The sequence below is a fragment of the Streptomyces xantholiticus genome (genome assembly GCF_014651015.1).
Taxonomy (GTDB): domain Bacteria; phylum Actinomycetota; class Actinomycetes; order Streptomycetales; family Streptomycetaceae; genus Streptomyces; species Streptomyces xantholiticus.
The window spans coordinates 76,293-99,896 of record NZ_BMWB01000010.1 but is presented as its reverse complement, the minus strand read 5'-3'; the positions used below and the strand labels follow the sequence as shown (position 1 = coordinate 99,896).

At 70.2% G+C, this 23,604-nt stretch carries 22 protein-coding genes and 1 riboswitch; of the genes, 11 read left to right on the top strand and 11 right to left on the bottom strand.

The genetic code is table 11. The features are described 5' to 3' along the window. Nucleotides 1-117: 117 nt before the first annotated feature. Entirely contained in the window at nt 118-1,998 is a 1,881-nt protein-coding gene (locus tag IE198_RS17340; protein WP_189887442.1) for an ABC transporter ATP-binding protein, read from the bottom strand. Nucleotides 1,999-2,202: 204 nt separating this feature from the next. Further along, complete coding sequence (gene glgX / locus IE198_RS17335; RefSeq protein ID WP_189887440.1) at nt 2,203-4,509, bottom strand: glycogen debranching protein GlgX; 2,307 nt, start codon at nt 4,507-4,509, stop codon at nt 2,203-2,205. 194 nt (nt 4,510-4,703) lie between these two features. Here glgX and IE198_RS17330 point away from each other — a divergent pair, with 194 nt between their 5' ends. From IE198_RS17330 to IE198_RS17315, 4 genes are all read left to right on the top strand, one after another. Next, nucleotides 4,704-5,927: a L,D-transpeptidase gene (locus tag IE198_RS17330; RefSeq protein WP_229834030.1), complete on the top strand. Its 1,224-nt coding sequence runs from the start codon at nt 4,704-4,706 to the stop codon at nt 5,925-5,927. Between the two features lie 165 nt (nt 5,928-6,092). Beyond that, on the top strand, nt 6,093-7,340 hold the full coding sequence (locus IE198_RS17325) for a L,D-transpeptidase (RefSeq protein ID WP_189887438.1): 1,248 nt from the start codon (nt 6,093-6,095) through the stop codon (nt 7,338-7,340). Between the two features lie 76 nt (nt 7,341-7,416). Continuing rightward, entirely contained in the window at nt 7,417-8,184 is a 768-nt protein-coding gene (locus tag IE198_RS17320) for an enoyl-CoA hydratase/isomerase family protein (RefSeq protein WP_189887436.1), read from the top strand. A gap of 274 nt (nt 8,185-8,458) precedes the next feature. After that, entirely contained in the window at nt 8,459-8,962 is a 504-nt protein-coding gene (locus IE198_RS17315; protein ID WP_189887434.1) for an ATP-binding protein, read from the top strand. Nucleotides 8,963-9,465: 503 nt separating this feature from the next. Here the strand turns inward: IE198_RS17315 and IE198_RS17310 are convergent. Beyond that, nucleotides 9,466-10,104, bottom strand: a complete 639-nt coding sequence (locus tag IE198_RS17310) for a GNAT family N-acetyltransferase (RefSeq protein ID WP_189887432.1) — start codon at nt 10,102-10,104, stop codon at nt 9,466-9,468. Between the two features lie 102 nt (nt 10,105-10,206). Here IE198_RS17310 and IE198_RS17305 point away from each other — a divergent pair, with 102 nt between their 5' ends. Beyond that, the gene (locus tag IE198_RS17305) at nt 10,207-10,422 is read left to right on the top strand and encodes an EF-hand domain-containing protein (protein ID WP_189887430.1); all 216 of its coding nucleotides are present in this window, start codon (nt 10,207-10,209) and stop codon (nt 10,420-10,422) included. A 49-nt stretch (nt 10,423-10,471) separates the two neighbouring features. Here IE198_RS17305 and IE198_RS17300 read toward each other — a convergent pair whose 3' ends face one another. From IE198_RS17300 to IE198_RS17285, 4 genes are all read right to left on the bottom strand, one after another. Further along, nucleotides 10,472-10,891: an STAS domain-containing protein gene (locus IE198_RS17300; RefSeq protein ID WP_189887428.1), complete on the bottom strand. Its 420-nt coding sequence runs from the start codon at nt 10,889-10,891 to the stop codon at nt 10,472-10,474. Then, on the bottom strand, nt 10,888-11,292 hold the full coding sequence (locus tag IE198_RS17295; protein ID WP_189887426.1) for a DUF2267 domain-containing protein: 405 nt from the start codon (nt 11,290-11,292) through the stop codon (nt 10,888-10,890). Before IE198_RS17295 ends, IE198_RS17300 begins: the two co-directional genes overlap by 4 nt. Before the next feature lie 51 nt (nt 11,293-11,343). Further along, nucleotides 11,344-11,733: a DUF2267 domain-containing protein gene (locus IE198_RS17290; protein WP_100109242.1), complete on the bottom strand. Its 390-nt coding sequence runs from the start codon at nt 11,731-11,733 to the stop codon at nt 11,344-11,346. 111 nt (nt 11,734-11,844) lie between these two features. Beyond that, nucleotides 11,845-12,279 carry an Hsp20/alpha crystallin family protein gene (locus IE198_RS17285; RefSeq protein ID WP_189887424.1) on the bottom strand — a complete coding sequence of 145 codons (435 nt, stop codon included), beginning with the start codon at nt 12,277-12,279 and terminating at the stop codon, nt 11,845-11,847. Between the two features lie 153 nt (nt 12,280-12,432). Between IE198_RS17285 and IE198_RS17280 the strand changes: the two genes are divergently transcribed. After that, complete coding sequence (locus IE198_RS17280) at nt 12,433-13,104, top strand: type III effector protein (RefSeq protein ID WP_189887422.1); 672 nt, start codon at nt 12,433-12,435, stop codon at nt 13,102-13,104. Nucleotides 13,105-13,140: 36 nt separating this feature from the next. On the opposite strand, the gene IE198_RS17275 is transcribed toward IE198_RS17280, so the two are convergent. The 4 genes from IE198_RS17275 to gcvT all read right to left on the bottom strand — a co-directional run bounded on the left by IE198_RS17275 (nt 13,141) and on the right by gcvT (nt 17,499). Continuing rightward, a complete protein-coding gene (locus tag IE198_RS17275; RefSeq protein ID WP_189887420.1) occupies nt 13,141-14,511 on the bottom strand; it encodes an L-serine ammonia-lyase in 1,371 nt (456 codons plus the stop codon). 157 nt (nt 14,512-14,668) lie between these two features. Beyond that, nucleotides 14,669-15,928, bottom strand: a complete 1,260-nt coding sequence (gene glyA / locus IE198_RS17270; protein ID WP_189887418.1) for a serine hydroxymethyltransferase — start codon at nt 15,926-15,928, stop codon at nt 14,669-14,671. Between the two features lie 22 nt (nt 15,929-15,950). Next, a complete protein-coding gene (gcvH, locus tag IE198_RS17265; protein WP_189887416.1) occupies nt 15,951-16,325 on the bottom strand; it encodes a glycine cleavage system protein GcvH in 375 nt (124 codons plus the stop codon). 58 nt (nt 16,326-16,383) lie between these two features. Then, a complete protein-coding gene (gcvT, locus tag IE198_RS17260) occupies nt 16,384-17,499 on the bottom strand; it encodes a glycine cleavage system aminomethyltransferase GcvT (RefSeq protein ID WP_189887414.1) in 1,116 nt (371 codons plus the stop codon). 147 nt (nt 17,500-17,646) lie between these two features. Beyond that, nucleotides 17,647-17,743, bottom strand: a riboswitch (glycine riboswitch). A 146-nt stretch (nt 17,744-17,889) separates the two neighbouring features. Here gcvT and IE198_RS17255 point away from each other — a divergent pair. The 5 genes from IE198_RS17255 to IE198_RS17235 all read left to right on the top strand — a co-directional run bounded on the left by IE198_RS17255 (nt 17,890) and on the right by IE198_RS17235 (nt 23,599). Continuing rightward, nucleotides 17,890-18,567, top strand: coding sequence for an AAA family ATPase (locus IE198_RS17255; protein ID WP_189887412.1), 678 nt, complete (start codon nt 17,890-17,892; stop codon nt 18,565-18,567). A 386-nt stretch (nt 18,568-18,953) separates the two neighbouring features. Next, nucleotides 18,954-19,703 carry an enhanced serine sensitivity protein SseB gene (locus IE198_RS17250; RefSeq protein ID WP_189887410.1) on the top strand — a complete coding sequence of 250 codons (750 nt, stop codon included), beginning with the start codon at nt 18,954-18,956 and terminating at the stop codon, nt 19,701-19,703. A gap of 132 nt (nt 19,704-19,835) precedes the next feature. Further along, the gene (locus IE198_RS17245) at nt 19,836-20,627 is read left to right on the top strand and encodes an enhanced serine sensitivity protein SseB C-terminal domain-containing protein (RefSeq protein WP_189887408.1); all 792 of its coding nucleotides are present in this window, start codon (nt 19,836-19,838) and stop codon (nt 20,625-20,627) included. A 211-nt stretch (nt 20,628-20,838) separates the two neighbouring features. Beyond that, nucleotides 20,839-22,509 (top strand): ABC transporter substrate-binding protein, encoded by a 1,671-nt coding sequence (locus tag IE198_RS17240; protein ID WP_189887406.1) that lies wholly within the window; start codon nt 20,839-20,841, stop codon nt 22,507-22,509. An 85-nt stretch (nt 22,510-22,594) separates the two neighbouring features. After that, entirely contained in the window at nt 22,595-23,599 is a 1,005-nt protein-coding gene (locus tag IE198_RS17235; protein ID WP_189887404.1) for an ABC transporter permease, read from the top strand. The last annotated feature ends 5 nt before the right edge of the window (nt 23,600-23,604 follow it).

Below are 23,604 nucleotides of genomic sequence, written 5' to 3'. Positions count from 1 at the left end.
GTCCGCCTGCCCGGGTTGGGGGGCCGTCCGGCTCGGACGCGCCGACCGTGTCCTCGGCCCGTTCCGTCGGGTCGTCTGTATCCGACCCGCTCGTCGCGCCCGTCGTCGACCCCGTCGTCACCGTGCCGTCCTTTCCGTTCGCGCGGGCTCCGCCGCGTCCGGGCCCCCGGCCGCCGTCTCCGGCGCGCCGGAGACGGGCCGGTCCAACAGGTCCACGGGGCCGTCCGGCCCGTCCGCTCCGGACATCAGCCAGGCGTACTCCGCGTTCGTACGCAGTAGTTCGTGGTGGGTGCCCACCGCCGAGATGCGCCCCTGCGACAGCAGTGCGACCCGGTCCGCGAGCATCACCGTCGACGGGCGGTGGGCCACCACCAGCGCGGTGGTGTCCGCCAGGACCCGGCGCAGCGCCGCCTCGACCAACGCCTCCGTGTGGACGTCGAGCGCCGAGAGCGGGTCGTCGAGGACCAGGAAGCGCGGCCTGCCGATGACGGCACGCGCCAGCGCGAGGCGCTGGCGCTGACCGCCGGACAGGCTCAGGCCCTGCTCACCGACCTGCGTCGCCGCCCCGTGCGGCAGCGCGTCCACGAAGCCGGCCTGCGCGATGTCCAGTGCGCGGCGCAGTTGCGTGTCGTTGGCGTCTCCCACGCCGCCCATCAGGACGTTCTCGCCGACGCTCGCGGAGAACAGCGTCGGCTCCTCGAAGGCGACCGACACCAGTTCACGCAGCCGCTCGCGCGGCATGGCGGTGATGTCCTGCCCGTCGAGCGTGATCCGTCCCCCGGTAGGCTCGTAAAGCCGCGGTACGAGGGCGGTCAGCGTGGTCTTGCCACTGCCCGTGCCGCCGACCAGGGCCATCGTCTCCCCGGCGCGTACATGCAGGTCGATACGGTCGAGGACGGGCGCGGAGTCCGCGGGTGCGTCGGGGTAACGGAACTCGACGCCTTCGAAGCGCAGTCCGCCCGGGGTCGTCCCGACAGGGAGCGCATCGGCGCCGTACGTCTCGCGTTCCTCCTCCGCGTCCAGGACCTCGAAGTACCGGTCCGCCGCGGTCGCCGCCTCCTGGCCCATGGCCAGCAGGAAGCCGATCGATTCCACCGGCCAGCGCAGCGCCAGCGCCGTCGACAGGAAGGCCACCAGCGTGCCCGCGGAGAGGCCCCCGTCCGCGACCTGGATCGTGCCCAGCACCAGCGCCGCCCCGATGGCCAGTTCGGGAATGATCGTGATCAGCGCCCAGACGCTGCCCAGCAGCCGGGCCTTGCCGAGCTCCGTGCCGCGCAGCCGCTCCGACAGGCTGCGGAACGCCTCTGCCTGGCTGCGGTGCCGCCCGAAGCCCTTGATGATCCGGATGCCGAGGACGCTCTCCTCGACGACAGTCGTCAGATCGCCCACCTGGTCCTGCGCCTTGCGGGCGACCAGGGAGTACCGCGCCTCGAAGAGCGAGCAGACGACGACGAGCGGCACGACGGGGGCCAGCAGGACGAGTCCCAGGGTCCACTCCTGCCCGAGCAGGATGACGAATCCGACGAGGATCGTGGTGCCGTTGACGAGCAGGAAGGTCAGCGGGAACGCCAGGAACATCCGGAGCAGCATCAGGTCCGTGGTGCCGCGGGAGAGCAGCTGGCCCGAGGGCCACCGGTCGTGGAAGGCGACCGGAAGGCGCTGCAGATGCCGGAACAGGTCGGCCCGCATGGCCGCTTCGACGCCCGCGAGCGGCCGGGCCACCAGCCATCGCCGGAAGCCGAACAGCACCGCCTCCGCGACGCCCAGCAACAGCAGGAGCAGTGCGCCTGACCAGACCCCGCCCGGGTCCCGACCGGCGACCGGGCCGTCGACGATCCACTTCAGCACCAGCGGGATGACGAGGCTCAGGCACGAGGCCACTATGGCGACGAGGGCCGCGCTGAACAGGCGCGTACGGACCGGGCGGACATACGGCCACAGCCGCAGGAGCGAACGCACGGCGGAGCGGTTCTCGGTGTCCGAATGTGTGGTGGGCATCAGGTGCGAGCCTAAGAGTCACCGCTGACACCGCTCATGTGGTTTTCCGCCAGGTGGCGCATGTTCCGGACAAGGGCGCAGGTCGTCCGCGACCCTGGTCCGGGGGTGTCAACCGATCGGCCGATGCCGCTTCGAGCACCCGTAGCCGGTTCGCGAGGGCACCTCCACCGGGGGACCGCCCGCGAACCGTTCGTCGGCGACGCCCTAGGTCCGGACCCGCAGCAGCAGCACCGACCGGGCAGGCACCCGCACCACCGAACCTCCCTCGTGGACGGTGCCCGGCGCCGCCTCCTGCTCCTCCCGCGCGGTGTCGACCACCAGTTCGTACGCCTCCGCCCATGGCGGCCCCGGCAGACGGAAGGGCACCGGCTCGGCCGCTGCGTGCAGCACCATCAGGAAGCTGTCGTCGGTGACCTGGTCCCCGCGTGCGTCCCGGCCGGGGATGTCCCGGCCGGAGAGGTAGAGGGCGAGTGTGGACGACGGTGCGTACCAGTCGCCCTCGGTCATCTCCCTGCCGTGCGGTGTGAACCAGGCCAGGTCCCGCAGCCCGTCCGCGGCCTGTGGCCGGCCGGAGAAGAAGGCGCGTCGGCGCAGCACCGGATGTCTGTGGCGCAGCGTGAGCAGCCGCCGGGTGAGCTCCAGCAGTTCCGCAGGTCCCGGCTCGTCCAGCAGAGACCAGTCCAGCCAGCTGACCTCGTTGTCCTGGCAGTAGGCGTTGTTGCTGCCGCGCTGGGTGCGGCCCATCTCGTCACCGGCGACCAGCATCGGGACGCCGGTCGACAGCAGCAGGGTCGTCAGCAGATTGCGGAGCTGCCGGCGGCGCAGCGCGTTGATGTCCGGGTCGTCGGTCTCGCCCTCGGTGCCGCAGTTCCAGGACCGGTTGTCGTTCGTACCGTCGCGGTTGCCCTCGCCATTGGCCTCGTTGTGCTTGCGCTCGTAACTGACCAGGTCGCGCAGGGTGAAGCCGTCGTGAGCGCTGATGAAGTTGATCGACGCGTACGGCCGCCGGCCGCCCCAGGCGTACAGGTCGCTGGAGCCGGTCAGCCGGTAGCCGAGGTCGCGTACGTCCGGCAGGGCGCCGCGCCAGAAGTCCCGTACGGCGTCCCGGTAGCGGTCGTTCCACTCCGTCCACAGCGGCGGGAACGCCCCCACCTGGTAGCCGCCGTTGCCCACGTCCCACGGTTCGGCGATCAGCTTCACCCGCCGCAGCACCGGGTCCTGTGCGATGACGGCCAGAAAGGGGGACAGCATGTCGACGTCGTGCATCGAGCGGGCCAGCGCCGCGGCCAGGTCGAATCGGAAGCCGTCGACGCCCATTTCGGTCACCCAGTAGCGCAGCGAATCGGTGATGAGCCGCAGCACATGTGGCTGCACCACATGCAGCGTGTTGCCGCATCCGGTGTAGTCCCTGTATCGCCGGGCGTCCTGCTGGAGGCGGTAGTAGCCGCGGTTGTCGATGCCGCGCAGGGACAGCATCGGCCCCAGTTCGCCCGCCTCCGCCGTGTGGTTGTAGACCACGTCGAGGATGACCTCGATCCCGGCGGCGTGCAGCGCCCGCACCATCTTCTTGAACTCACCGACCTGCTGACCGGCGGTGCCCGACGCCGCGTACGCCCCGTGCGGGGCGAAGTAGCCGATGGAGTTGTAGCCCCAGTAGTTGACGAGCCCGCGCCGCAGCAGATGGTCCTCGTGCGCGAACTGGTGCACCGGCAGCAGCTCCACCGCCGTCACCCCGAGCCGCACCAGGTGCTCGATCGCCGCAGGATGGGCGAGTCCCGCATAGGTACCGCGCAGGTTCTCCGGGATGCCCGGGTGCAGTTTGGTGAATCCGCGTACGTGCAGTTCGTAGATGACCGAGTCGGCCCACGGTGTCTTGGGTCTGCGGTCGTCCATCCACTCGTCGCCGTCGGCGTCGTCATGGACGACGACCCCCTTGGGCACGTACGGGGCGGAGTCCCGGTCGTCGCGCACGGTGTCGGCGACATGCTGGTCGGGCCAGTCACGGACGTGCCCGTACACCTCGGGAGGCAGTGCGCCGTACTCATCCGATCCGCCCCCGTCGACCGCGCGCGCGTAGGGATCGAGCAGCAGCTTCGCGGGATTCCAGCGCGCTCCGGTCCACGGGTCCCAGCGGCCGTGCACCCGGTAGCCGTAGCGCCGGCCGGGACCGACGCCGGGCACGAAGCCGTGCCAGATCTCATGGGTGAGTTCGGTGAGCGGCAGGCGGGTCTCTGCGCCCGCGTCGTCGAAGAGGCAGAGATCCACCCCCTCCGCACCGCCCGCCCACAGCGCGAAGTTGGTCCCCGCGACGCCGTCGGGGCCCGTCCGGTACCGCGCTCCCAGGGGCGTCGGGGCCCCCGGCCACACCGGTGGCCGTCCGAGGTCCGCGTCCGGTCGGGGGGCGTCCTTCCCAAGGCGGCGCGCGACCGCGCCGGCCACCGCCGAACGGGTGCCGGGCACCTCGCCCGGCACCTCCTCCCGCACCGTCTCCTGCTCGGCTGCGCTCGACACCTGCCGGCCTCCCGCGGCTCGTCGGGCCCTGCTGGGGGTGCTGCCAGGCCCCGGGGCTCCGGTGGGCTGGCTCGCGACGTCCCGCCGCAGCACCCCACGCGTGGTCCTCCCACCATTTCTGCCCGCGCCGCCCCCGTCCCAACATCGCCCGCCGCCGACGTTGCCCGGGCGGGGTGGTCGTCGTTGACCGTTACGTGAGACATGTACTGATGCGGGCAGGGCGCAGGGCCGCGGTCGCCCTGGCAGGGGCAGGACTGATCGCGGGCCTCGCCGGCTGCTCCGGCGGGACCTTCGGGGTCGGGGACAAGCCGGGAGCGCAGCACACGATCGGAGTCACCCCCGAGGACGGGGCCAAGGAGGTGCGCCCCGACGACACCGTCGAGGTGCGGCTGCCGAGCGGCCGGCTGGAGCGGGTCACGCTCACGCGGATCGAGGACGCCGCGAGGACCGAGGTCGAGGGCGAGATCTCCGAGGACGGGCTGCGCTGGAGACCCAAGGGCGGCAGTCGTCTGAAGCCCGCCGCCAAGTACAGCGTGGACGTGGTGGCGATGGACAGTCATGGTCGCCGGGCGGCCCGCCACACGACGTTCACGACCCTGGTGCCCGAGAGCCGGTTCGTCAGCTATTTCAAACCGGAGAACCGCCAGGTCGTCGGCACCGGCATGATCGTTTCCTTCGGGTTCAACCGGGAGATCGAGAACCGGGCGGCCGTGGAGCGGGCCATCCGCATCACCTCCGAGCCGCCGGTGGAGGTCGTCGGCCATTGGTTCGGCAAGGAGCGGCTCGACTTCCGGCCCCGTAAGTACTGGGAGCCGGGCACCGAGGTCACCGTCGACGTGCGGCTGCGGGACGTGGAGGCGGCGCGCGACGTGTTCGGCATCCAGCAGAAGAAGGTCTCCTTCACCGTCGGCCGGTCGCAGGTGTCGCGTGTCGACGCGGCGGCGCACACCATGAGCGTCGTGCGCGACGGCCGGCTGCTGGCCACCCTCCCGATCACCGCCGGTGCCCCGAAGACCACCACGTACAACGGGAAGATGGTGGTCACGGAGATGTACGACGTGACCCGGATGAACGGCGCGACCGTCGGCTTCACCAGGAAGGACGGCAAGAGCGAGTACGACATCAAGGATGTGCCGCACGCCATCCGGCTGACCACCTCCGGCACCTTCCTGCACGGCAACTACTGGGAGCCCGCCGAGACCTTCGGCTCGGAGAACGTCTCGCACGGCTGCGTGGGACTGAGGGACGACAAGGGCGGCAGCAGCGAGTCGCCGGCCGGCTGGTTCTTCGACCGGACCCTGATCGGTGACGTCGTGGAAGTCGTCGGCTCGAAGGACAAAACCGTTGAACCGGACAATGGCCTCGGCGGCTGGAACCTGGACTGGCAGTGGTGGAAGGAGGGTTCCGCGCTGCGCTGACCTGCCGCCTCGGGGGCATGGCCGCCAGTGGGTTCGGGACCGAACGGTGACATTCGGGTGCACATTTGACGACCTGTCGTGTGATTACCTATCGGCGTGCGCGCGTGAGGCGCGCGGGGGTGCGGGCCGTGGCGCTGCCAGGCCGTGCGAGGGGAGAACACGACTGTGAACGGCCAGCCGATATCGGGGAGATCGGCCAGAACCGGACGCGGGCGCGGGGGCGTCGTGCTGTCCGCGCTGGTGATGGGTGCGACGCTGATGCTGACGGCCTGCGCAGGCGGGGGCTCCGACAAGGGCGGTGACACGGATCCCGGCCGTAAGGACGGCAGCGGGAACGTCGAGAACGCGGCCTCGCAGGCTGTGGTGACCATCATGCCCAAGGACGGTGCCGACGCGGTGGCGACCAGCGGCGCGCTCAAGGTCACCGCGGCCAAGGGCAAGCTGACCACGGTCACCGTGCAGGACGACAAGGGCACGAAGATCGAGGGCAAGCTGTCGGCGGACGGCGCGAGCTGGGAGCCGGTGCACCATCTGGCCGGTTCGACCAAGTACAAGGTGCACGCGGTCGCGGAGGACGCGGAAGGCCGTGCGTCGGCCAAGGACACCACCTTCACCACCCTCGTGCCCGAGAACACCTTCATCGGCCACTACACGCCGGAGAACGGCTCGACCGTCGGCGTCGGCATGCCGGTGTCCATCAACTTCACCCGCGGCATCACCGAGCCGGAGGCCGTCGAGAACGCCATCACCGTCACCGCCGAGCCGTCGGTGCCGATCGAGGGCCACTGGTTCGGCAACGACCGCCTCGACTTCCGCCCCGAGAAGTACTGGGCCGCCGGCACCAAGGTGACCGTCAAGCTCGACCTGGACGGCGTCGAGGGCCGCCCGGGCGTGTACGGCGAGCAGTTCAAGAGCTTCTCGTTCACCATCGGGCGCAGCCAGGTCTCCACCGTCGACGCGAGCGCGCACACCATGAAGGTGGTGCGCGACGGCAAGGAGATCAGGAACATCCCGATCACCGCGGGCGCGCCGTCGACCACCACCTACAACGGGCAGATGGTCATCAGCGAGAAGTACAAGGTGACCCGGATGAACGGCGCCACCGTCGGCTTCGGCGGCGAGTACGACATCAAGGACGTACCGCACGCAATGCGCCTGTCCACCTCGGGCACCTTCGTCCACGGCAACTACTGGGCCCCGGCGGGGACGTTCGGTTCCGCGAACGTCAGCCACGGGTGCGTCGGGCTGCGCGACGTGCGCGGCGCGTACGACAACAACACGCCTTCCGCCTGGTTCTACAACAACTCGCTCATCGGCGACGTGGTGATCGTGAAGAACTCCAAGGACAAGCAGATCGCCCCGGACAACGGCCTCAACGGCTGGAACCTGCCCTGGTCGGAGTGGACGAAGTAACACCACCCGAGCGGGCCCGGCGCTGTGAGCAACGGCACCGGGCCCGCTCCCGTTAACGCGGACTAACCTTCGCCCCATGACCGTTTCACTCGAAGTCTCCGAAGGCGTCGGCACCATCAGGCTCGACCGCCCCCCGATGAACGCCCTCGACATCGCCGTCCAGGACCGGCTGCGCGAGCTCGCGGAGGAGGCCGGCCGCCGTGACGACGTGCGGGCCGTGATCCTCTACGGCGGCGAGAAGGTGTTCGCGGCCGGCGCGGACATCAAGGAGATGCAGAACATGGACCACACGGCGATGGTCGTGCGCTCCCGTGCCCTGCAGGAGTCCTTCACCGCCGTCGCCCGTATCCCCAAGCCCGTGGTCGCCGCCGTGACCGGGTACGCCCTCGGTGGCGGCTGCGAGCTGGCGCTCTGCGCCGACTACCGGATCGCTGCGGACAACGCCAAGCTCGGCCAGCCGGAGATCCTGCTCGGTCTGATCCCCGGCGCGGGTGGCACCCAGCGGCTGTCCCGGCTGATCGGCCCTTCCCGCGCCAAGGACCTCATCTTCACCGGCCGCATGGTGAAGGCGGAAGAGGCGCTGGCTCTCGGCCTCGTGGACCGGATCGTCCCCGCCGCGGAGGTGTACGAGCAGGCGCACGCCTGGGCCGCGGCGCTGGCCAAGGGCCCGGCGCTGGCGCTGCGGGCGGCGAAGGAGTCGGTCGACGCCGGTCTGGAGACGGACATCGAGACCGGGCTCACGGTGGAACGGAACTGGTTCGCGGGCCTGTTCGCCACGGAGGACCGGGAGCGGGGCATGCGAAGCTTCGTCGAGGAGGGGCCGGGCAAGGCCAAGTTCCTCTGAACGGGGGCCTGTCCGGCTGTGCGCGAGGCCGTCCGCGGCAGTGCGTCAATCGCATGAGCCGGCGGGTCCGACCTTAGGGCAGCCTCAAGGCTCAGTGGCCCCGCTGAGCGCCGGTGTCATCCGCCAGCATGACATCGGCGCAGCTCGGCGTGGGTAACAGCGTCCACATGGGGCCGGCGGCATATGCCGATCAACCTCTGGGAATACCGCGTTCCGGGGCGCTGATCCCCCGGAACGCCCACATGGGCGGGCGGCCCCGCGCCATGATGGTGACATGGCGGGTGTTGAGGGTGTGGGACAACCGCGGCAGCGCATCGGCGCGAGCGCCGCACGGTGGGCACCTGCCGCCGACGACGAACAGGCGCTCAAGGCACTGGAGTTGTACGGCAATCCCGCGGACGAAGAAGTGAGCCTCCCCTCCCGACCCGAATCCGCCGCCACCGCACGCCGGCTCACCCAGTGCGTGGTGCTGCGCCAGTGGTCGCTCCCCTTGCAGACCGGCGAGTACGCGGTACTGCTCGTCTCCGAACTGGTGGGCAACGCCGTGCGCCACACCGGTGCCCGGGTGTTCGGCCTGCGAATGCTGCGCCGCCGGGGCTGGATCCGCATCGAGGTGCGCGACCCGTCCCGGGGTCTGCCCTGTCTGATGCCCGTCACCGAGATGGACACCAGCGGTCGCGGCCTCTTCCTTGTCGACAAGCTCGCCGACCGCTGGGGAGTGGACCTGTTGCCGCGCGGCAAGACCACCTGGTTCGAGATGCGGGTCGCCGACCGCTGAGCCGCTGCGGTCCCCGGACGCACAGAAGCCCCCTCGTGCCGGGTGACGGCGCCGCGGGGGCTTCTGTGGGGAACGCCGTGGACTGGGGGGTGTGTCCACGGCCGCTTGTGTCGACCTGGCCCGGGTCAAAGGGGTCGTCGCCTCGACTATGGCAGACGGACCCCTCAGCTCCAAATGCGCCAATCAGACCTTTGGGGATCAACGGGATATTCTGCGAAGAGATCATAGGTCACTTGACCCCCTCGCCTCGTAATCCATGCATATCCATCCCCTCGATTGAGCGATTCCTCGATCGTCCGATCGGATTCGCCCCGGGGTGGTCACGCGACCCGCGCGAGGGGCCGAAGCGGGCAGAAACTTTTAGGCCTTCGGTGTTCTGCTGTGCCTTCTCGTGATTCGCCCGGGTCCCGCAGGAAGCCGTCGTGCCGTACCGGCTGCAGACGGCTGTACCGGGCCGGCCACCTGCCCCGGCGGCCGCCTTGCGATCCCTGCCGTCCGGCGTTTCAGCGGGCCGTGAGGACCGCCTCCGAGGCCACCGGCCGGTAACCGGCCCGCTGGAACGCCCGCACGCTGCGGGCATTGCCCGGCGACTGCTGGGACCACAGCACCGGACCCGGCACCAGGTGCCTGGCCGCCACCGCGAGCCGTGGCCCGAGGCCCCGGCCGCGAGCCTCTTCGTCGACCTCGATGGACACCTCCCACCGGCCGGCCAGCCCTCGGCCGAGGACCAGCAGCCCGCCGTCCGCCGCCCACACCCGCACCTCTTCACGGCGCTTCAACGCGGCGGCGACCCGTGGGTGTTCACGATCCTGGATCTCCCGCAGCGCCAACCCGGGGGCTCCGGGCAGCGCGTCCGCGACCGTCACCAGGTCGATGGTGTCCATCCTGCGGCCGGTGCGGGCCATCAGCGCGGCCAGGAACTGCGGGTTCATGGTCGCGGCCAGCCGGTCGGAGTCGGTGGCCGCCAGTCTTGCCCGTATCCACTCGGGATCCTCGGCCGTGTAAACGACCGAGTGGGCGGTGAACGCCACCACGCCCTCGTCCCGGGTGTCTGGCGGGCCGACCACCGCCACCCCGCCGTCCGCCGCCGGGAACCGCCCTGCAGCCGCATCGGCCAGGATCCTCGCCAGCTCTTCGCTCATCACATGCCTCCCCGTACACGTGTACCGGCCTCGCCTCCATGATCGCTGACGTGGGCCGATAATCTGACCCCCGTCAGTAATGCACCAAGAAGGGGTGGACCGGTGGCGGACATCGAGGAAGCACGCAAGGCGTTCGACCGTTACGACGCGGACGGCGACGGCTTCATCACTGCGGCCGAGTACAAGACGGCCATGGCTCAGATGGGTGACTGGAACGTCACCGAGTCGGTGGCCGAGGCCGTGATCGCCGCACAGGACACCGACAACGACAAGCTGCTGTCGTTCGACGAGTTCTGGGCCCACCTGAACAAGGCCTGACCGAGCGGTACATGCCGGACCGAGGCCCCCGGCTCCCACGCCGGGGGCCTCAGCCCCTGTCGCCGCCTGTCAGCATCCCGGCCGTCCCGGTCTTGGCCAACAAGGTCTGCACGACGCGCGACGTCACGTGTGTGACGCGGAACGCCACGCCCTGCTCGTGCGCCCGGCGCCGAGCCCGCAACAGGACGCTCAGACCGGAACAGTCGCAGAACGAGACGCCGGAGAAGTCGACGTCGATCCGTTCGGCGCCGTTCGCGGTTGCCACGTCCAGCGCCTCCTCGAGCCGCGCCCCGGTGCAGATGTCGATCTCCCCCGACACGGTGACGGTGACGCGGCCGCCGGCTCGGGTGAGGACGACGCCCAGGTCCTCCGTCTGCGTCGTCAGAGCCTCCTCCGCAGGGCCGCCGTAGGTCCGGGGACCCCTGTTGAAGGCGCACGACGACCGCCGGCTCCGGACGGTGCTGCTCATGCGGCAGCGGCCGGGGTGAGGTCGGCCAGACCGAAGAGCAGGGCGTATCCGCGGGGGAGTCGGGCCAGGATCCGGCGGGTGAGTTCGTCGCCCGCGTGCCGCGCGAGGAGGGTGAGGACGGTACCGGTGGCCCAGCGGGCCTCGGCCGCGCTCACATGTGTGAGGTGGCCGGCGACGGCGTCGACGAAGGCGGGTGCGGAAAGGGGCTCGGTGAGAGGGATCTGGCGGGTGAACACCTCGGCCGCCTCCTGGGGCAGCAGGCGGGCCAGTGCGCAGCGTTCGTCACCGCTGACCTGACCGCCCAGAACGGTCAGCACAGCGAGCACGACGCGTTCGGCTTCGGCACTGGTCGTGTACCGGCCGGACAGGCGGATGTCGTGGACGAGTTGCTGCCACTGCACGATCGTGGGTTCCTTCCTTGCGGGCCGCCGGGCCGGCGGCGGTGGAGAGGGTCAGACGGGGTTCGGTCGCCCGAAGAGCAGGTCGTACCCCGGGGGCAGCTGGAGCAGGACGCGGCGCAGCAGGTCGTCGCCGGCTGCGTCGGCCACCACGCTGAGGACGGCGCTCACGTCCCACTTCGCGGTCTCCTCCGTCGCTCCCTCGATCCAGGCCGACGTCGCCCGCACGAAACGCTCCGTGTCGAGCGGTTCGGCGGCCTGCAACGGGTTGAGGAGGATCAGGGCGAAGGTTTCCGGCAGCCGTGCGGCCAGTTCCGCTCTTTCCTCCCCCACCAGATGAGCGCCGAGCAGCGCGAGGACGGTACGGGCCGCTCGTTCGGCTTCCCGCGCCGACCGGTATTCGCCTCGTTCCTGTACGGCGTCGAGGAACGCCTGCCATCTCATGTGCGCCACCGCTGCCCCCTTGGCCGTGGGTGGTGCGGAGGGCGGGACCGGGAGGGGGAGATCAGGTCCGTCCCGTCCTCCGCTGCTGCGTACGGATGAGGTCGGCGGGCCTCAGCCGCTGATCTGCTTGTGCTCCCCGCCTGCGCTGATGCTGATCTTGCGGGGCTTGGCGCGCTCGGCGATCGGGATGCGCAGGGTCAGGACACCGGCCTCGTAGTCGGCCTTGATGTGCTCGGTGTCGAGGGTGTCGGCCAGCATGACCTGGCGCGAGAAGACGCCCAGCGGCCGCTCGGAGAGCTCCACCTGCACGTCGTCCGCCTTCGCGGCCGGGCGGCGCTCGGCCTTGACGGTCAGCATGTTCCGCTCGACGTCGATGTCGATCGCGTCCGCCGATACGCCGGGGAGGTCGAGAGCGATCACGTACTCGTCGTTCTCCCGGTAGGCGTCCATCGGCATCGGTGACGGCCTCGACCAGGTGCCGGACGTGCCCAGAAGCTGCTGGGTGAGCCGGTCGAGTTCGCGGAACGGGTCGGTGCGCATCAACATCGCGAAACACCTCCACATGGTTCAGGGCAGTAGTGCCAATGCGCTTCACCTGACACTGTTGTAACATGTCATCGAAACGATGACAAGTCGAGTGTCATTGGAAGGGCGACAATCCAAATGTCGTCCGGAAGATGACAACTCCGAGGAGGTACGGTGACCGAAACCGACAGGTCAGCCGCGTCGGACGCCCCCACCTTCTTCGCTGCCGCGGCCGCCTTGCAGGCCATCGAGGAGGCGCTGCGCGACGCCCACGCCGACGACGCCGGCGCAGAAGTCGGCGCCCCCGGCCCGGCCGCTCCCGACCAGGCCCTCGCCGCGCTGCTCCTGCTGCGCGAGGTGCGCCGCCGGCTCGCCGGCTGGGAGACGGGCCTCATCGAAGCGGCACGCGACGCCGGCGCCAGCTGGGCCGACCTCGCCCACCCGCTCGGCGTGGCGAGCCGCCAGGCAGCCGAACGCCGCTATCTGCGGCTGCGCCCCGGCGGGGAGGGAACGACCGGTGAACAACGCGTGCAGGCCACCCGCGACCGGCGCGCCGCAGACCGCTCCGTCAGTGCCTGGGCCCGCAGCAATGCGGCCGACCTGCGCAGGCTCGCGGGACAGATCACGGCCCTGACCGACCTGCCCACCCAGGCCGGCACCTTCGTCACCGACCTCAGCCGCGCCCTCGGGGACGACGACGCCGCCAACCTCGTCGCGCCCCTCGCCGCCGCCGGCCCCCACCTCCAGGACCGGCACCCCGAACTGGCCCACCGCGTCGACGACATCACCCGGCACACCGATCGGCTGCGCCAGGACAGCGGCGGGCAACGCCGCACCACCTCGTGAGGGACGGCGGGACCTCGCACCGTGCGGGCCCTTGCGTCAGCACTCGATGATGTTCACCGCGAGGCCGCCGCGGGCGGTCTCCTTGTACTTCACGGACATGTCCGCGCCGGTGTCCTTCATCGTCTTGATGACCTTGTCCAGGGACACCTTGTGGCTGCCGTCGCCGCGCATGGCCATCCGGGCCGCGGTGACGGCCTTGACCGCCGCCATGCCGTTGCGCTCGATGCACGGGATCTGGACGAGACCGCCGACCGGGTCGCAGGTCAGGCCCAGGTTGTGCTCCATGCCGATCTCCGCGGCGTTCTCGACCTGCTCCGGGGAGCCGCCCAGCACCTCGGCGAGGGCGCCCGCCGCCATCGAGCAGGCGGAGCCGACCTCGCCCTGGCAGCCGACCTCGGCGCCGGAGATGGAGGCGTTCTCCTTGAAGAGCATGCCGATCGCGCCCGCGGCGAGCAGGAAGTCGACGATGCCCTCCTCGTCGGCGCCGGGGACGAAGTTCATGTAGTAGTGCAGGACCGCCGGGATGATGCCCGCGGCGCCGTTGGTCGGGGCGGTGACGACCCGCCCGCCGGCCGCGTTCTCCTCGTTGACGGCCATCGCGTAGAGCGTGATCCACTCCATGGCGAGCGCCTGCGGGCCGCCCTCGGAGCGCAGCTTGCGCGCCGTGGTCGCGGCACGGCGGCGGACCCTGAGGCCGCCGGGGAGGATGCCCTCGCGGGACATGCCACGCGAGACGCAGGCCTGCATGGCCCGCCAGATCTCCAGCAGTCCCTCGCGGATCTCGTCCTCGGTGCGCCAGGCCTTCTCGTTCTCCAGCATCAGCGCGGAGATCGACAGGCCGGTCTCCCTGGTGAGCCGCAGCAGCTCGTCACCGGTGCGGAAGGGGTGCTTGAGGACCGTGTCGTCCGGCACGATCGGGTTCTCGCCCGTCACCGCGTCCTCGTCGACGACGAAGCCGCCGCCCACCGAGTAGTAGGTCTTCTCCAGCAGCGTGGTGCCCTCGGCGTCGCGGGCGAGCACCGTCATGCCGTTGGCGTGGTACGGCAGGGCCTTGCGGCGGTGCAGGACCAGGTCCTTGTCGAAGTCGAAGTCGATCTCGTGCGCGCCGAGCAGGTTGATCCGGCTGTCCGCCTTGATCCGCTCGACCTGTTCGTCGGCGGTCTCGACGTCGACCGTCCGCGGGGAGTTGCCCTCCAGGCCCAGCAGGACGGCCTTCGGGGTGCCGTGGCCGTGACCGGTCGCGCCCAGGGAGCCGTACAGCTCGGCGCGTATCGAGACGGTGTGGGCGAGCAGGCCCTCGTTCTTCAGGCGCCGGGCGAACATCCGGGCGGCTCGCATCGGGCCCACCGTGTGGGAGCTGGACGGGCCGATGCCGATCGAGAACAGGTCGAAGACCGAAATGGCCACGGAGAACTCCTTGTGGGTGGTAGACGCCGTTGTCTGCCGGGTGATGCAGAGGCAATGCGTGGAAACGTGGTGCCGACGTGGTGCGGGGCACCGCGCTCACGGTCCAGTGTGCGCGGTGCCCCCTTTCGTTGTGCTCCGGGCTGTTACGGGAGATCCGTCACAGTCCGGGGTAGAGCGGGTGCTTCGCGGCCAGGGCGGTCACCCGGGTGCGCAGCGCCGTCACGTCGTACGACGGCTTCAGCGCCTCGGCGATGATGTCCGCGACCTCACGGAAGTCGTCGTCCTGGAAGCCGCGGGTGGCGAGTGCCGGGGTGCCGATCCGCAGACCCGAGGTGACCATCGGCGGCCGAGGGTCGTTCGGGATGGCGTTGCGGTTGACCGTGATGCCGACCTCGTGGAGACGGTCCTCGGCCTGCTGGCCGTCCAGCTCGGAGTTGCGCAGGTCCACCAGGACCAGGTGCACGTCCGTGCCGCCGGACAGGACGGAGACGCCGTGCTCGGTGACGTCGGCCTGGACCAGGCGCTCGGCGAGGATGCGGGCGCCGTCCAGCGTGCGCTGCTGGCGCTCCTTGAAGTCCTCGGAGGCGGCGACCTTGAAGGACACGGCCTTGGCGGCGATGACGTGCTCCAGCGGGCCGCCCTGCTGACCCGGGAAGACCGCGGAGTTGATCTTCTTGGCGAGCTCGGCCGTGGACAGGATCACACCGCCGCGCGGACCGCCGAGGGTCTTGTGCGTCGTGGTGGTGACGACGTGGGCGTGCGGCACCGGGTTGGGGTGCAGACCCGCGGCGACCAGGCCCGCGAAGTGGGCCATGTCGACCATCAGGTACGCGCCGACCTCGTCGGCGATCCGGCGGAACGCCGCGAAGTCCAGCTGGCGGGGGTACGCGGACCAGCCGGCCACGATGAGCTTCGGCTTGGACTCCTTGGCGAGCCGCTCGACCTCGGCCATGTCGACCTGGCCGGTGGCGTCGTCCACGTGGTAGGCGACCACGTTGTAGAGCTTGCCGGAGAAGTTGATCTTCATGCCGTGGGTCAGGTGACCGCCGTGGGCGAGGTTCAGGCCCATGATCGTGTCGCCCGGCTTCAGCAGCGCGAACATCGCGGCCGCGTTCGCCTGCGCGCCCGAGTGGGGCTGCACGTTGGCGTGCTCGGCGCCGAACAGCGCCTTGACGCGGTCGATCGCGATCTGCTCGACCACGTCGACGTGCTCGCAGCCGCCGTAGTAGCGGCGTCCCGGGTAGCCCTCGGCGTACTTGTTGGTGAGGACGGAGCCCTGGGCCTCCATGACCGCGACCGGAGCGAAGTTCTCCGAGGCGATCATCTCGAGGGTGGACTGCTGGCGGTGGAGTTCGGCGTCGACAGCGGCGGCGACGTCCGGGTCCAGCTCATGGAGAGGGGTGTTGAGAAGCGACATCACTCGGTCCCTAAAGTCTTGGTCAGCCGGCGAAATCGGTGTACTCGTCCGCGGAGAGCAGGTCCTTCGGCTCCTCGCTGACGCGCACCTTGAACAGCCAACCGCCCTCGAACGGGGCGGAGTTCACCAGCGACGGGTCATTGACGACGTCCTCGTTGGCCGCGATGACCTCACCGCTGACCGGGGAGTACAGATCGCTGACCGACTTGGTGGACTCCAGCTCGCCGCAGGTCTCGCCCGCGGTCACCGTGTCACCGACCTCGGGGAGCTGGACGTACACCACGTCGCCGAGCGCGTTGGCCGCGTGCTCCGTGATGCCGACCGTCGACACGCCGTCCTCGGCGGCCGACAGCCACTCGTGCTCCTTGCTGTAGCGAAGCTGCTGGGGGTTGCTCATGACCTGAATTCTCCTGTACGCGGGGGAGTGCTGGTGAACGGGGAGAGGGTGCGGACGATCACTTCTGGCGCTTGTAGAACGGGAGCGACACGACCTCGTACGGCTCGTGGGTGCCGCGGATGTCGACGCCGACGCCCTCGGTACCCGGCGCGGCGTGGGCCGCCTCGACGTATGCCATGGCGATCGGCCTGCCCAGCGTGGGGCTCGGCGCCCCCGAGGTGACCTCGCCGACGGCCCGGCCGCCGGCGACGACCTGCATCCCGGCGCGGGGGACCCGGCGGCCTTCGGCGACCAGGCCGACGAGCTTGCGCGGCGGGGCGGTCTCCGCGCGCTCGGCGGCCTTCGCGAGCGCCTCGCGGCCGACGAAGTCGCCGTCCTTCTCGAACTTCACGACCCGGCCGAGGCCCGCGTCGAACGGGGTGAGCGCGGTGGTCAGCTCGTGCCCGTACAGCGGCATGCCGGCCTCCAGGCGCAGCGTGTCGCGGCAGGACAGACCGCAGGGGATCAGACCGGCCGGCGCGCCCGCCTCGGTCAGTGCCCGCCAGAGCCTCTCGGCGTGCTGCGGCTCCACGAACAGCTCGAAGCCGTCCTCGCCGGTGTAGCCCGTACGGGCGATCAGCGCGGGGACGCCGGCGACGGTGCCGGGCAGGCCCGCGTAGTACTTCAGACCGTCCAGGTCGGCCTCGGTGAGGGACTTCAGGATGCCGGGGGACTTGGGGCCCTGGACGGCGATCAGCGCGTACGCGTCACGGTCGTCGCGGACGGTGGCGTCGAAGCCCTGGGCCCGCTCGGTCAGCGCGTCCAGCACGACCTGGGCGTTGCCGGCGTTGGCGACGACCATGTACTCCTGCTCCCGGAGCCGGTACACGATCAGGTCGTCGACGATGCCGCCGTCCTCCCGGCAGATCATCGTGTACCGGGCACGGCCGGGGCCGATGGTGCCGATGTTGCCGACCAGCGCGTAGTTCAGCAGGTCCGTGGCCTGCGGGCCGGTGACGGTGATCTCGCCCATGTGGGAGAGGTCGAAGAGGCCGGCCTTGGTACGCACGGCGTTGTGCTCGTCGCGCTCACTGCCGTACCGCAGGGGCATGTCCCAGCCGGCGAAGTCGGTCATGGTCGCGCCCAGCGACCTGTGCAGGGCGTCGAGTGCGGTCAGTCGGGGGGCGTTGCTCATAGGTGGGCTCCCAGGGCATGGCTACGAGGACGATCCTCCCCATCTGTCATCGGAACCTGAGAGGTTCGCCCCGACCACGCGTACGGGTAGTCGTGACTTGCACCTTGGGTGGAGCCGGTTCGACGCGGCTCGCTTTTCAGATCTGCCTCATCGCACGCGGTACGGGGCCTGAGAGATTCAAGGGAGGAACTTGCTCCTTCGGCGCCCGCCACACAGGTGGCAGGGACTCTCCCGCGCGGATTCAAGCGGCCGGTATGCAGTTGGCGCGCACATCATTGCATGCGACGGGGAAGAGTGGAGCGACAGGCCGCCCTGAAATCACTTGAGCCGTATTACCAATTCTTTACACTTCATGGGCAAGGGTGTGTGGATGACCCGAAGGGGGATCGGATGACGTTGCAGCCGACCGGTGCATACGCCGCCACGAGCGCGGGGGTGTCCGCGCCCCCGGGCATGTCCGCCGTCCCGTCCCGGGCGGAGCCGGCGACGCCGTGTCCCCCCGTCCTGCGGGACCTGCGTGAGCGCGCCGGGCGCAGCCCGCGCAGCCTGGTCTTCGCCGCCGGCGACGTGGTGGTCGTCTCCGGCCTCCCCGGCAGCGGCAAGTCCACGCTGATGCGCCGCGCCGCGCAGGGCCTCGGCATCGACTCGCAGAACACCCGCGACCGGTGGGACGCCCGCGCCCCCCGTTTCCTGCCGTACGCGGTCTACCGCCCGCTCGTCCGGCTGGCCCACTACGCCGGGCTGCGGCACGCCCTGCGTTCCGGCGAGAGTGTCGTCGTCCACGACTGCGGCACGCAGGCCTGGGTCCGGCGCTGGCTCGCCCGCGAGACGCGCCGGCGCGGGACGTCGCTGCACCTGGTGCTGCTCGACGTGACCCCCCAGGTCGCGCGCGCGGGCCAGCGCGAGCGAGGGCGCGGCGTCTCGGGCTACGCCTTCGCCCGGCACCGTCGGGCCGTGTCCCGACTGGTCGCCGACGCGGAGGCGGGCCGCCTGCCGCGGGGCTGCACCTCGGCGGTCCTCCTGGACCGGGACGCGGCGGGGGCGCTGGGGCGGCTGGGCTTCGGGTGACGGGCGGGGCGCCGCTGGGCGGCGCCTGTGCTTCACCCCGCCATCCCCTACGACCGGCGGCGTGGCCGTTACCCCACCCCCAATCCGGTCCCCGGGGCCCCGTGCCACAGCTTGCGCGGGCGTGCCGGGCTTCGCCCTGGGCTCTGCCCGGGGGTGTGAGGCGCGGGGTCCGGGCCGAGCGGACCGGCCGCTCCAGCCTTGCTGGGGCGTCGACCACGGCCGCCCGGCCGTAGGGAAGACCGAGACATGGGGGTCCCGGGGCGGAGCCCCGTAACCGGTCCGGGCGGAGCCCGGTTCAGGGAAGGGGTGGGAGGGGAGCGGCCGCGCCCCACCCCGCAGCGCTAAGGTCGGGCCCGGTGCCCCGCCCCGCACGAAGGACGACCCGCATGGAGACACCCACGCCCACCTGGCCCGGCAACGAGCTCGAAGAGGTGCTCGCCGCCTCCCTCGGCATGTCCGCGGCCGGCGGCCGTCTCGTCGAGGTACTGGGCCGCAGCCCGATATGGATACCGCTCCCGAACGGCGGCGGCCCGGACAGCCCCAGCCTCGACCTGCCCACCATGGAGATCGACGGCGCCGCCTTCGTCCCCGTCTTCAGCTCCGAACAGCAGTTCCTCCAGTGCGTCGGCGCGCACATGTCGTTCACGGTCGCCCCTGCCAGGGACTTCGCCCGAGGCCTGCCCCCGCAGCTCGGCATCGCCGTCAATCCTGGCGGTGCCGTCGGCGTGCCCCTGCCCCCTCCCGCTGTCGCCGAGCTGTGCCGCGCCGGGCGGAACCCGCTCGACGGTCCCGCTTCCGGCGGCCGGGTCCGGCTCTTCCAGCCGGACTGGCATGACGAGCCGGTCGATTTCCTCGCCGCGGCCGCCGGCGAGTTCGAGAGCACCGGCGTCGTCACGACCGCCCGCCGGGCGCTCGCCTCCGTCGAGGGCGACGAGCCGACCCTGTTCATCGGAGTCCAGCTCTCCTCGTGGGAGGGTGCCGAGCGCAACGCGCCCATGGACGCCCTGGGCCGGGCCCTGGGCCGGGTGCCGCTCGCGTGGCCCGTCAACCTGGTGCTTCTCGATGTCGCACAGGACCCGGTGGGCGACTGGATGCTGGAGCGCGTACGGCCGTTCTACGAGCGACATCCCGCGTAGGGGTCAAGTCTTCGCCGGAACGGCGGATTAAGCTGGCGCCTGACCAGGCTGACAGGGGTCGCGCTGAACGCTGCGCGAGCCGCTGCACGAAGCGGTGGGCGAAACGGTGGGACCGAAGAGGGGCGGAAAAGGGTGAGTGCGTCAGGCACCGCGGCGGCCGGGCAGGTCGAGCACATGCTGCGCCAGGTGACTCCGGGCCGTTACGACGCGTACGAGGCGCTGCTGCATGCCCTCGCCGACCCTTCGGGCGGCCGGATCTGGATGCTGCTGTGGCACGGGCAGCCGGGCTCGCCCGACGCCCAGTACGGAAACATGGAGGTCGACGGCGTCTGTTACGCGCCGTGCGTCACCTCCCCCCAGGAGCTCGCCGTCTCCGGCTGGAACCGCGCGCACGAGGTCACGAGCGGCCGGGACATCGCCCGCGCCCTCTATCCGGACCGCTGGGGGATCTGGCTCAACCCGCACGCACCCGGCGGCGGCGTCGGCATCCCGTGGCTGGATCTGCGACGTATCGCCACGGGCCTCGACCGGATGCCCGCGGGGCCGTTGCGGCTGACCGAGCCGGCGATCGAGATCCCGCAGTTCTACGCCCTGCTCACGCAGAACGCGCATCGCACGCCCGCCGTCCGCTCGCTGCGGCGTGCCTGGGTGCAGCCCTCGATCGGGCCCGCGTACCTGGCGATCGGACTGGACCTCTACGACACCGCGCCGCAGTCGGTCGACGCGGTACGCGCGATGATGCAGCAGTCCGTCGCCGCGGTCCCGGACGGCCTGCCGGTGTCGACGGTGGCCATGTCCGACGAATACGACCCGATCACTATGTGGATGCGGGTCAATGCCCGCGCCTTCTACGACCGCGACGCCCACGTCGGAGCCCCGGCCGCCGGCGGCAGTTACGGCTACCCCCCGCCGCACACCCGCTGAGCTGCGACGCCGCGGCGGACGGCGAAAAGAACACCGCCAGATGTCAAGGGTGTTAACCGGCCCCGCAAGGATGTCCCGGATCTACCCGGTTTGTTGAGTGTCCGGGTCTCGAGTAGGTATCACCGCTATCCGGACTGTTCTCCCAGGTGTCTCCCGTCTGTAGTGTTCGGCCGTCAAGACCTCTCCCACGGCGGAACCTCGGGGTGGACCCATGCGAATATTCAAGTCCGGAGCTGTCCGGGCGATCACGGCGGCGGTGGCCGTCGGCCTGATCGCCACCGGCTGCGCCAGCGAGCGGGGCAAGGACGGGGACAAGGGGGGCGACAAGGACACCTTCGTGTTCGCCGGCGCCGGTGACCCTGGTTCTCTCGACCCTGCGCTCGCGAGCGACGGTGAGACCTTCCGGGTCACCCGTCAGGCCTTCGAGGCCCTGCTCGAGCACGAGTCGGGCGGCAGCAAGCTCGTCGGCGGTCTCGCCGAGAAGTGGTCGAGCAACCCCGAAGGCACTGTCTGGACGTTCAACCTGCGCAAGGGTGTGAAGTTCCACGACGGAGAGGCGTTCAACGCCGCCGCGGTCTGCGCGAACTACGACCACTGGTTCAACTGGAAGGGCACCTACCAGTCGAGCGCGGTCTCCTACTACTGGCAGACCATCATGGGCGGCTTCGCCAAGAACGAGGACAAGGAAGCTCCCAAGCCGAACTACAAGTCCTGCACGGCGAAGGACGACAACACGGCGGTCATCGAGGTCAACGAGCCCTCGGCGAACCTGCCCGGCGGCTTCTCCCTCCAGGCGCTGGCGATCCACTCTCCGAAGGCCATCGAGGAGTACGCGAAGCAGGACGCGACCGCCAAGGGCGACGCCATCACGTACCCCAAGTACAGCCAGGAGGCCGGCACGGTCGCCGGCACCGGCCCGTACAAGATCACGAAGTGGAACAAGGGCAACAAGGAAGTCACCCTTGAGCGCTTCGACGACTACTGGGGCGAGAAGGCCAAGGTGAAGAACCTGGTCTTCCGTACGATCGACACCGAGGCCGGCCGCCGCCAGGCGCTGCAGGCCGGTGACATCGACGGCTACGACCTCGTGGCGCCCGCCGATGTGAAGACGCTCGAGGGTGAGGGCTACGAGGTCCCGACCCGTGACGTCTTCAACATCTTCTACGTCGGTATGACGCAGTCGAAGAACCCGGCCCTGAAGAAGCTCGAGGTCCGGCAGGCCATCTCGCACGCCATCGACCGCGAGGGCATCGTCAAGACGCAGCTGCCCGAGGGCGGCAAGGCCGCGAGCCAGTTCATGCCCGACACGGTCGCCGGTTTCTCGGACAAGGTGAAGACCTACCCGTTCGACACCAACAAGGCCAAGGAGCTCCTCAAGAAGGCGGGTGAGGAGAAGCTCAAGATCGAGTTCTGCTACCCGACCGAGGTCACCCGCCCCTACATGCCCGCCCCGCAGGACATGTTCGAGCGCATGAAGGCCGACCTGGAAAAGGCCGGCATCACGGTCACCCCGAAGGCCATGAAGTGGGCGCCGGACTACCTGGACGCCACCGAGGCCGGCTCCTGCGCCCTGCACATGCTCGGCTGGACCGGTGACTTCAACGACGGCTACAACTTCATCGGCACCTGGTTCGCCGGCCCCGACAAGCAGTGGGGCTTCAACGACAAGAAGGTCTTCGACGCGGTGAACGCCGCCTCGAAGGTCACCGACCCCGCAGGTCGCGTCGAGGCCTACAAGAAGGCCAACGAGACGATCATGGAGTACGTCCCTGGTGTCCCGATCTCGGCTTCCCCGCCGGCGATCGCCTTCGCCAAGAACGTCAACCCGCCGAAGGTCTCCCCGCTGACGCAGGAGAACTTCGCCGAGGTCTCCTTCAAGTAATCGCACACCTGCGGGTCCGCCCGGCCACGGAATCCCGGTGGCCGGGCGGAGCCGCATCGACGCACGTAAGAAAGGGGCATGCGGGGTGCTGCGACTCGTCGTACGAAGACTGCTACAGCTCATACCCACCCTGCTCGGCCTGTCGGTTCTGCTCTTCCTCTGGCTGAACCGGCTGCCCGGCGGACCCGCCTCAGCGATCCTGGGCGAGCGGGCGACCGAAGCCGAAGTGGCGCGCATCAACCGGGCCCTCGGGCTCGACCAGCCCGTTTACATCCAGTACTGGCGCTTCCTCAAGCGCATCTTCGAACTGGACCTCGGTACGTCCACCCAGACCGGCCAGCCGGTGTGGGACGAGTTCGCGACGCGTTTCCCCGCCACGGTGGAACTCAGCATCGTCGCGATCCTGATTGCCATCGTTGTCGGGATCCCGCTCGGCTACCTGGCGGCCAAGCGCCGTGGTGGCTGGGTCGACGTCGCCTCCGTCTCCGGATCGCTGATCGGCATCTGCATCCCGGTGTTCTTCCTCGCCCTGATCCTCAAGGGCATCTTCGCCGTCCAGCTGCACTGGTTCCCGAGCTACGGACGGCTCACCACCGGCATGGACGCCACCGACGTCACCGGATTCGCCGTTCTCGACGGCCTGCTCACCGGCGAGTTCGACGCCAGTCTGGACGCAGTACACCACCTGATCCTGCCCGCCATCGCGCTCTCCTCCATCCCGCTCGCCGTCATCGTCCGTATGACCCGGGCCAGCGTGCTCGAGGTGCTCGGCGAGGACTACGTCCGTACCGCGGAGTCCAAGGGCCTGGAGAAGCGGACAGTTCGCGGCCGTCACGTGCTGCGCAACGCGCTGCTGCCCGTGGTCACCGCCGTCGGTCTGCTGACCGGAAGCCTGCTGTCGGGCGCGGTGCTGACCGAGTCGGTCTTCTCCTTCAACGGCATCGGCAACTTCATCCGCACCTCGATCGACGCCCGCGACTACCCGGTGCTCGTCGGGTTCATCCTCTTCATCGCGATGGTGTACGTCCTCATCAACCTGCTGGTCGACCTCGCGTACAGCATCATCGACCCGAGAGTGCGGGTGCACTGACGTGA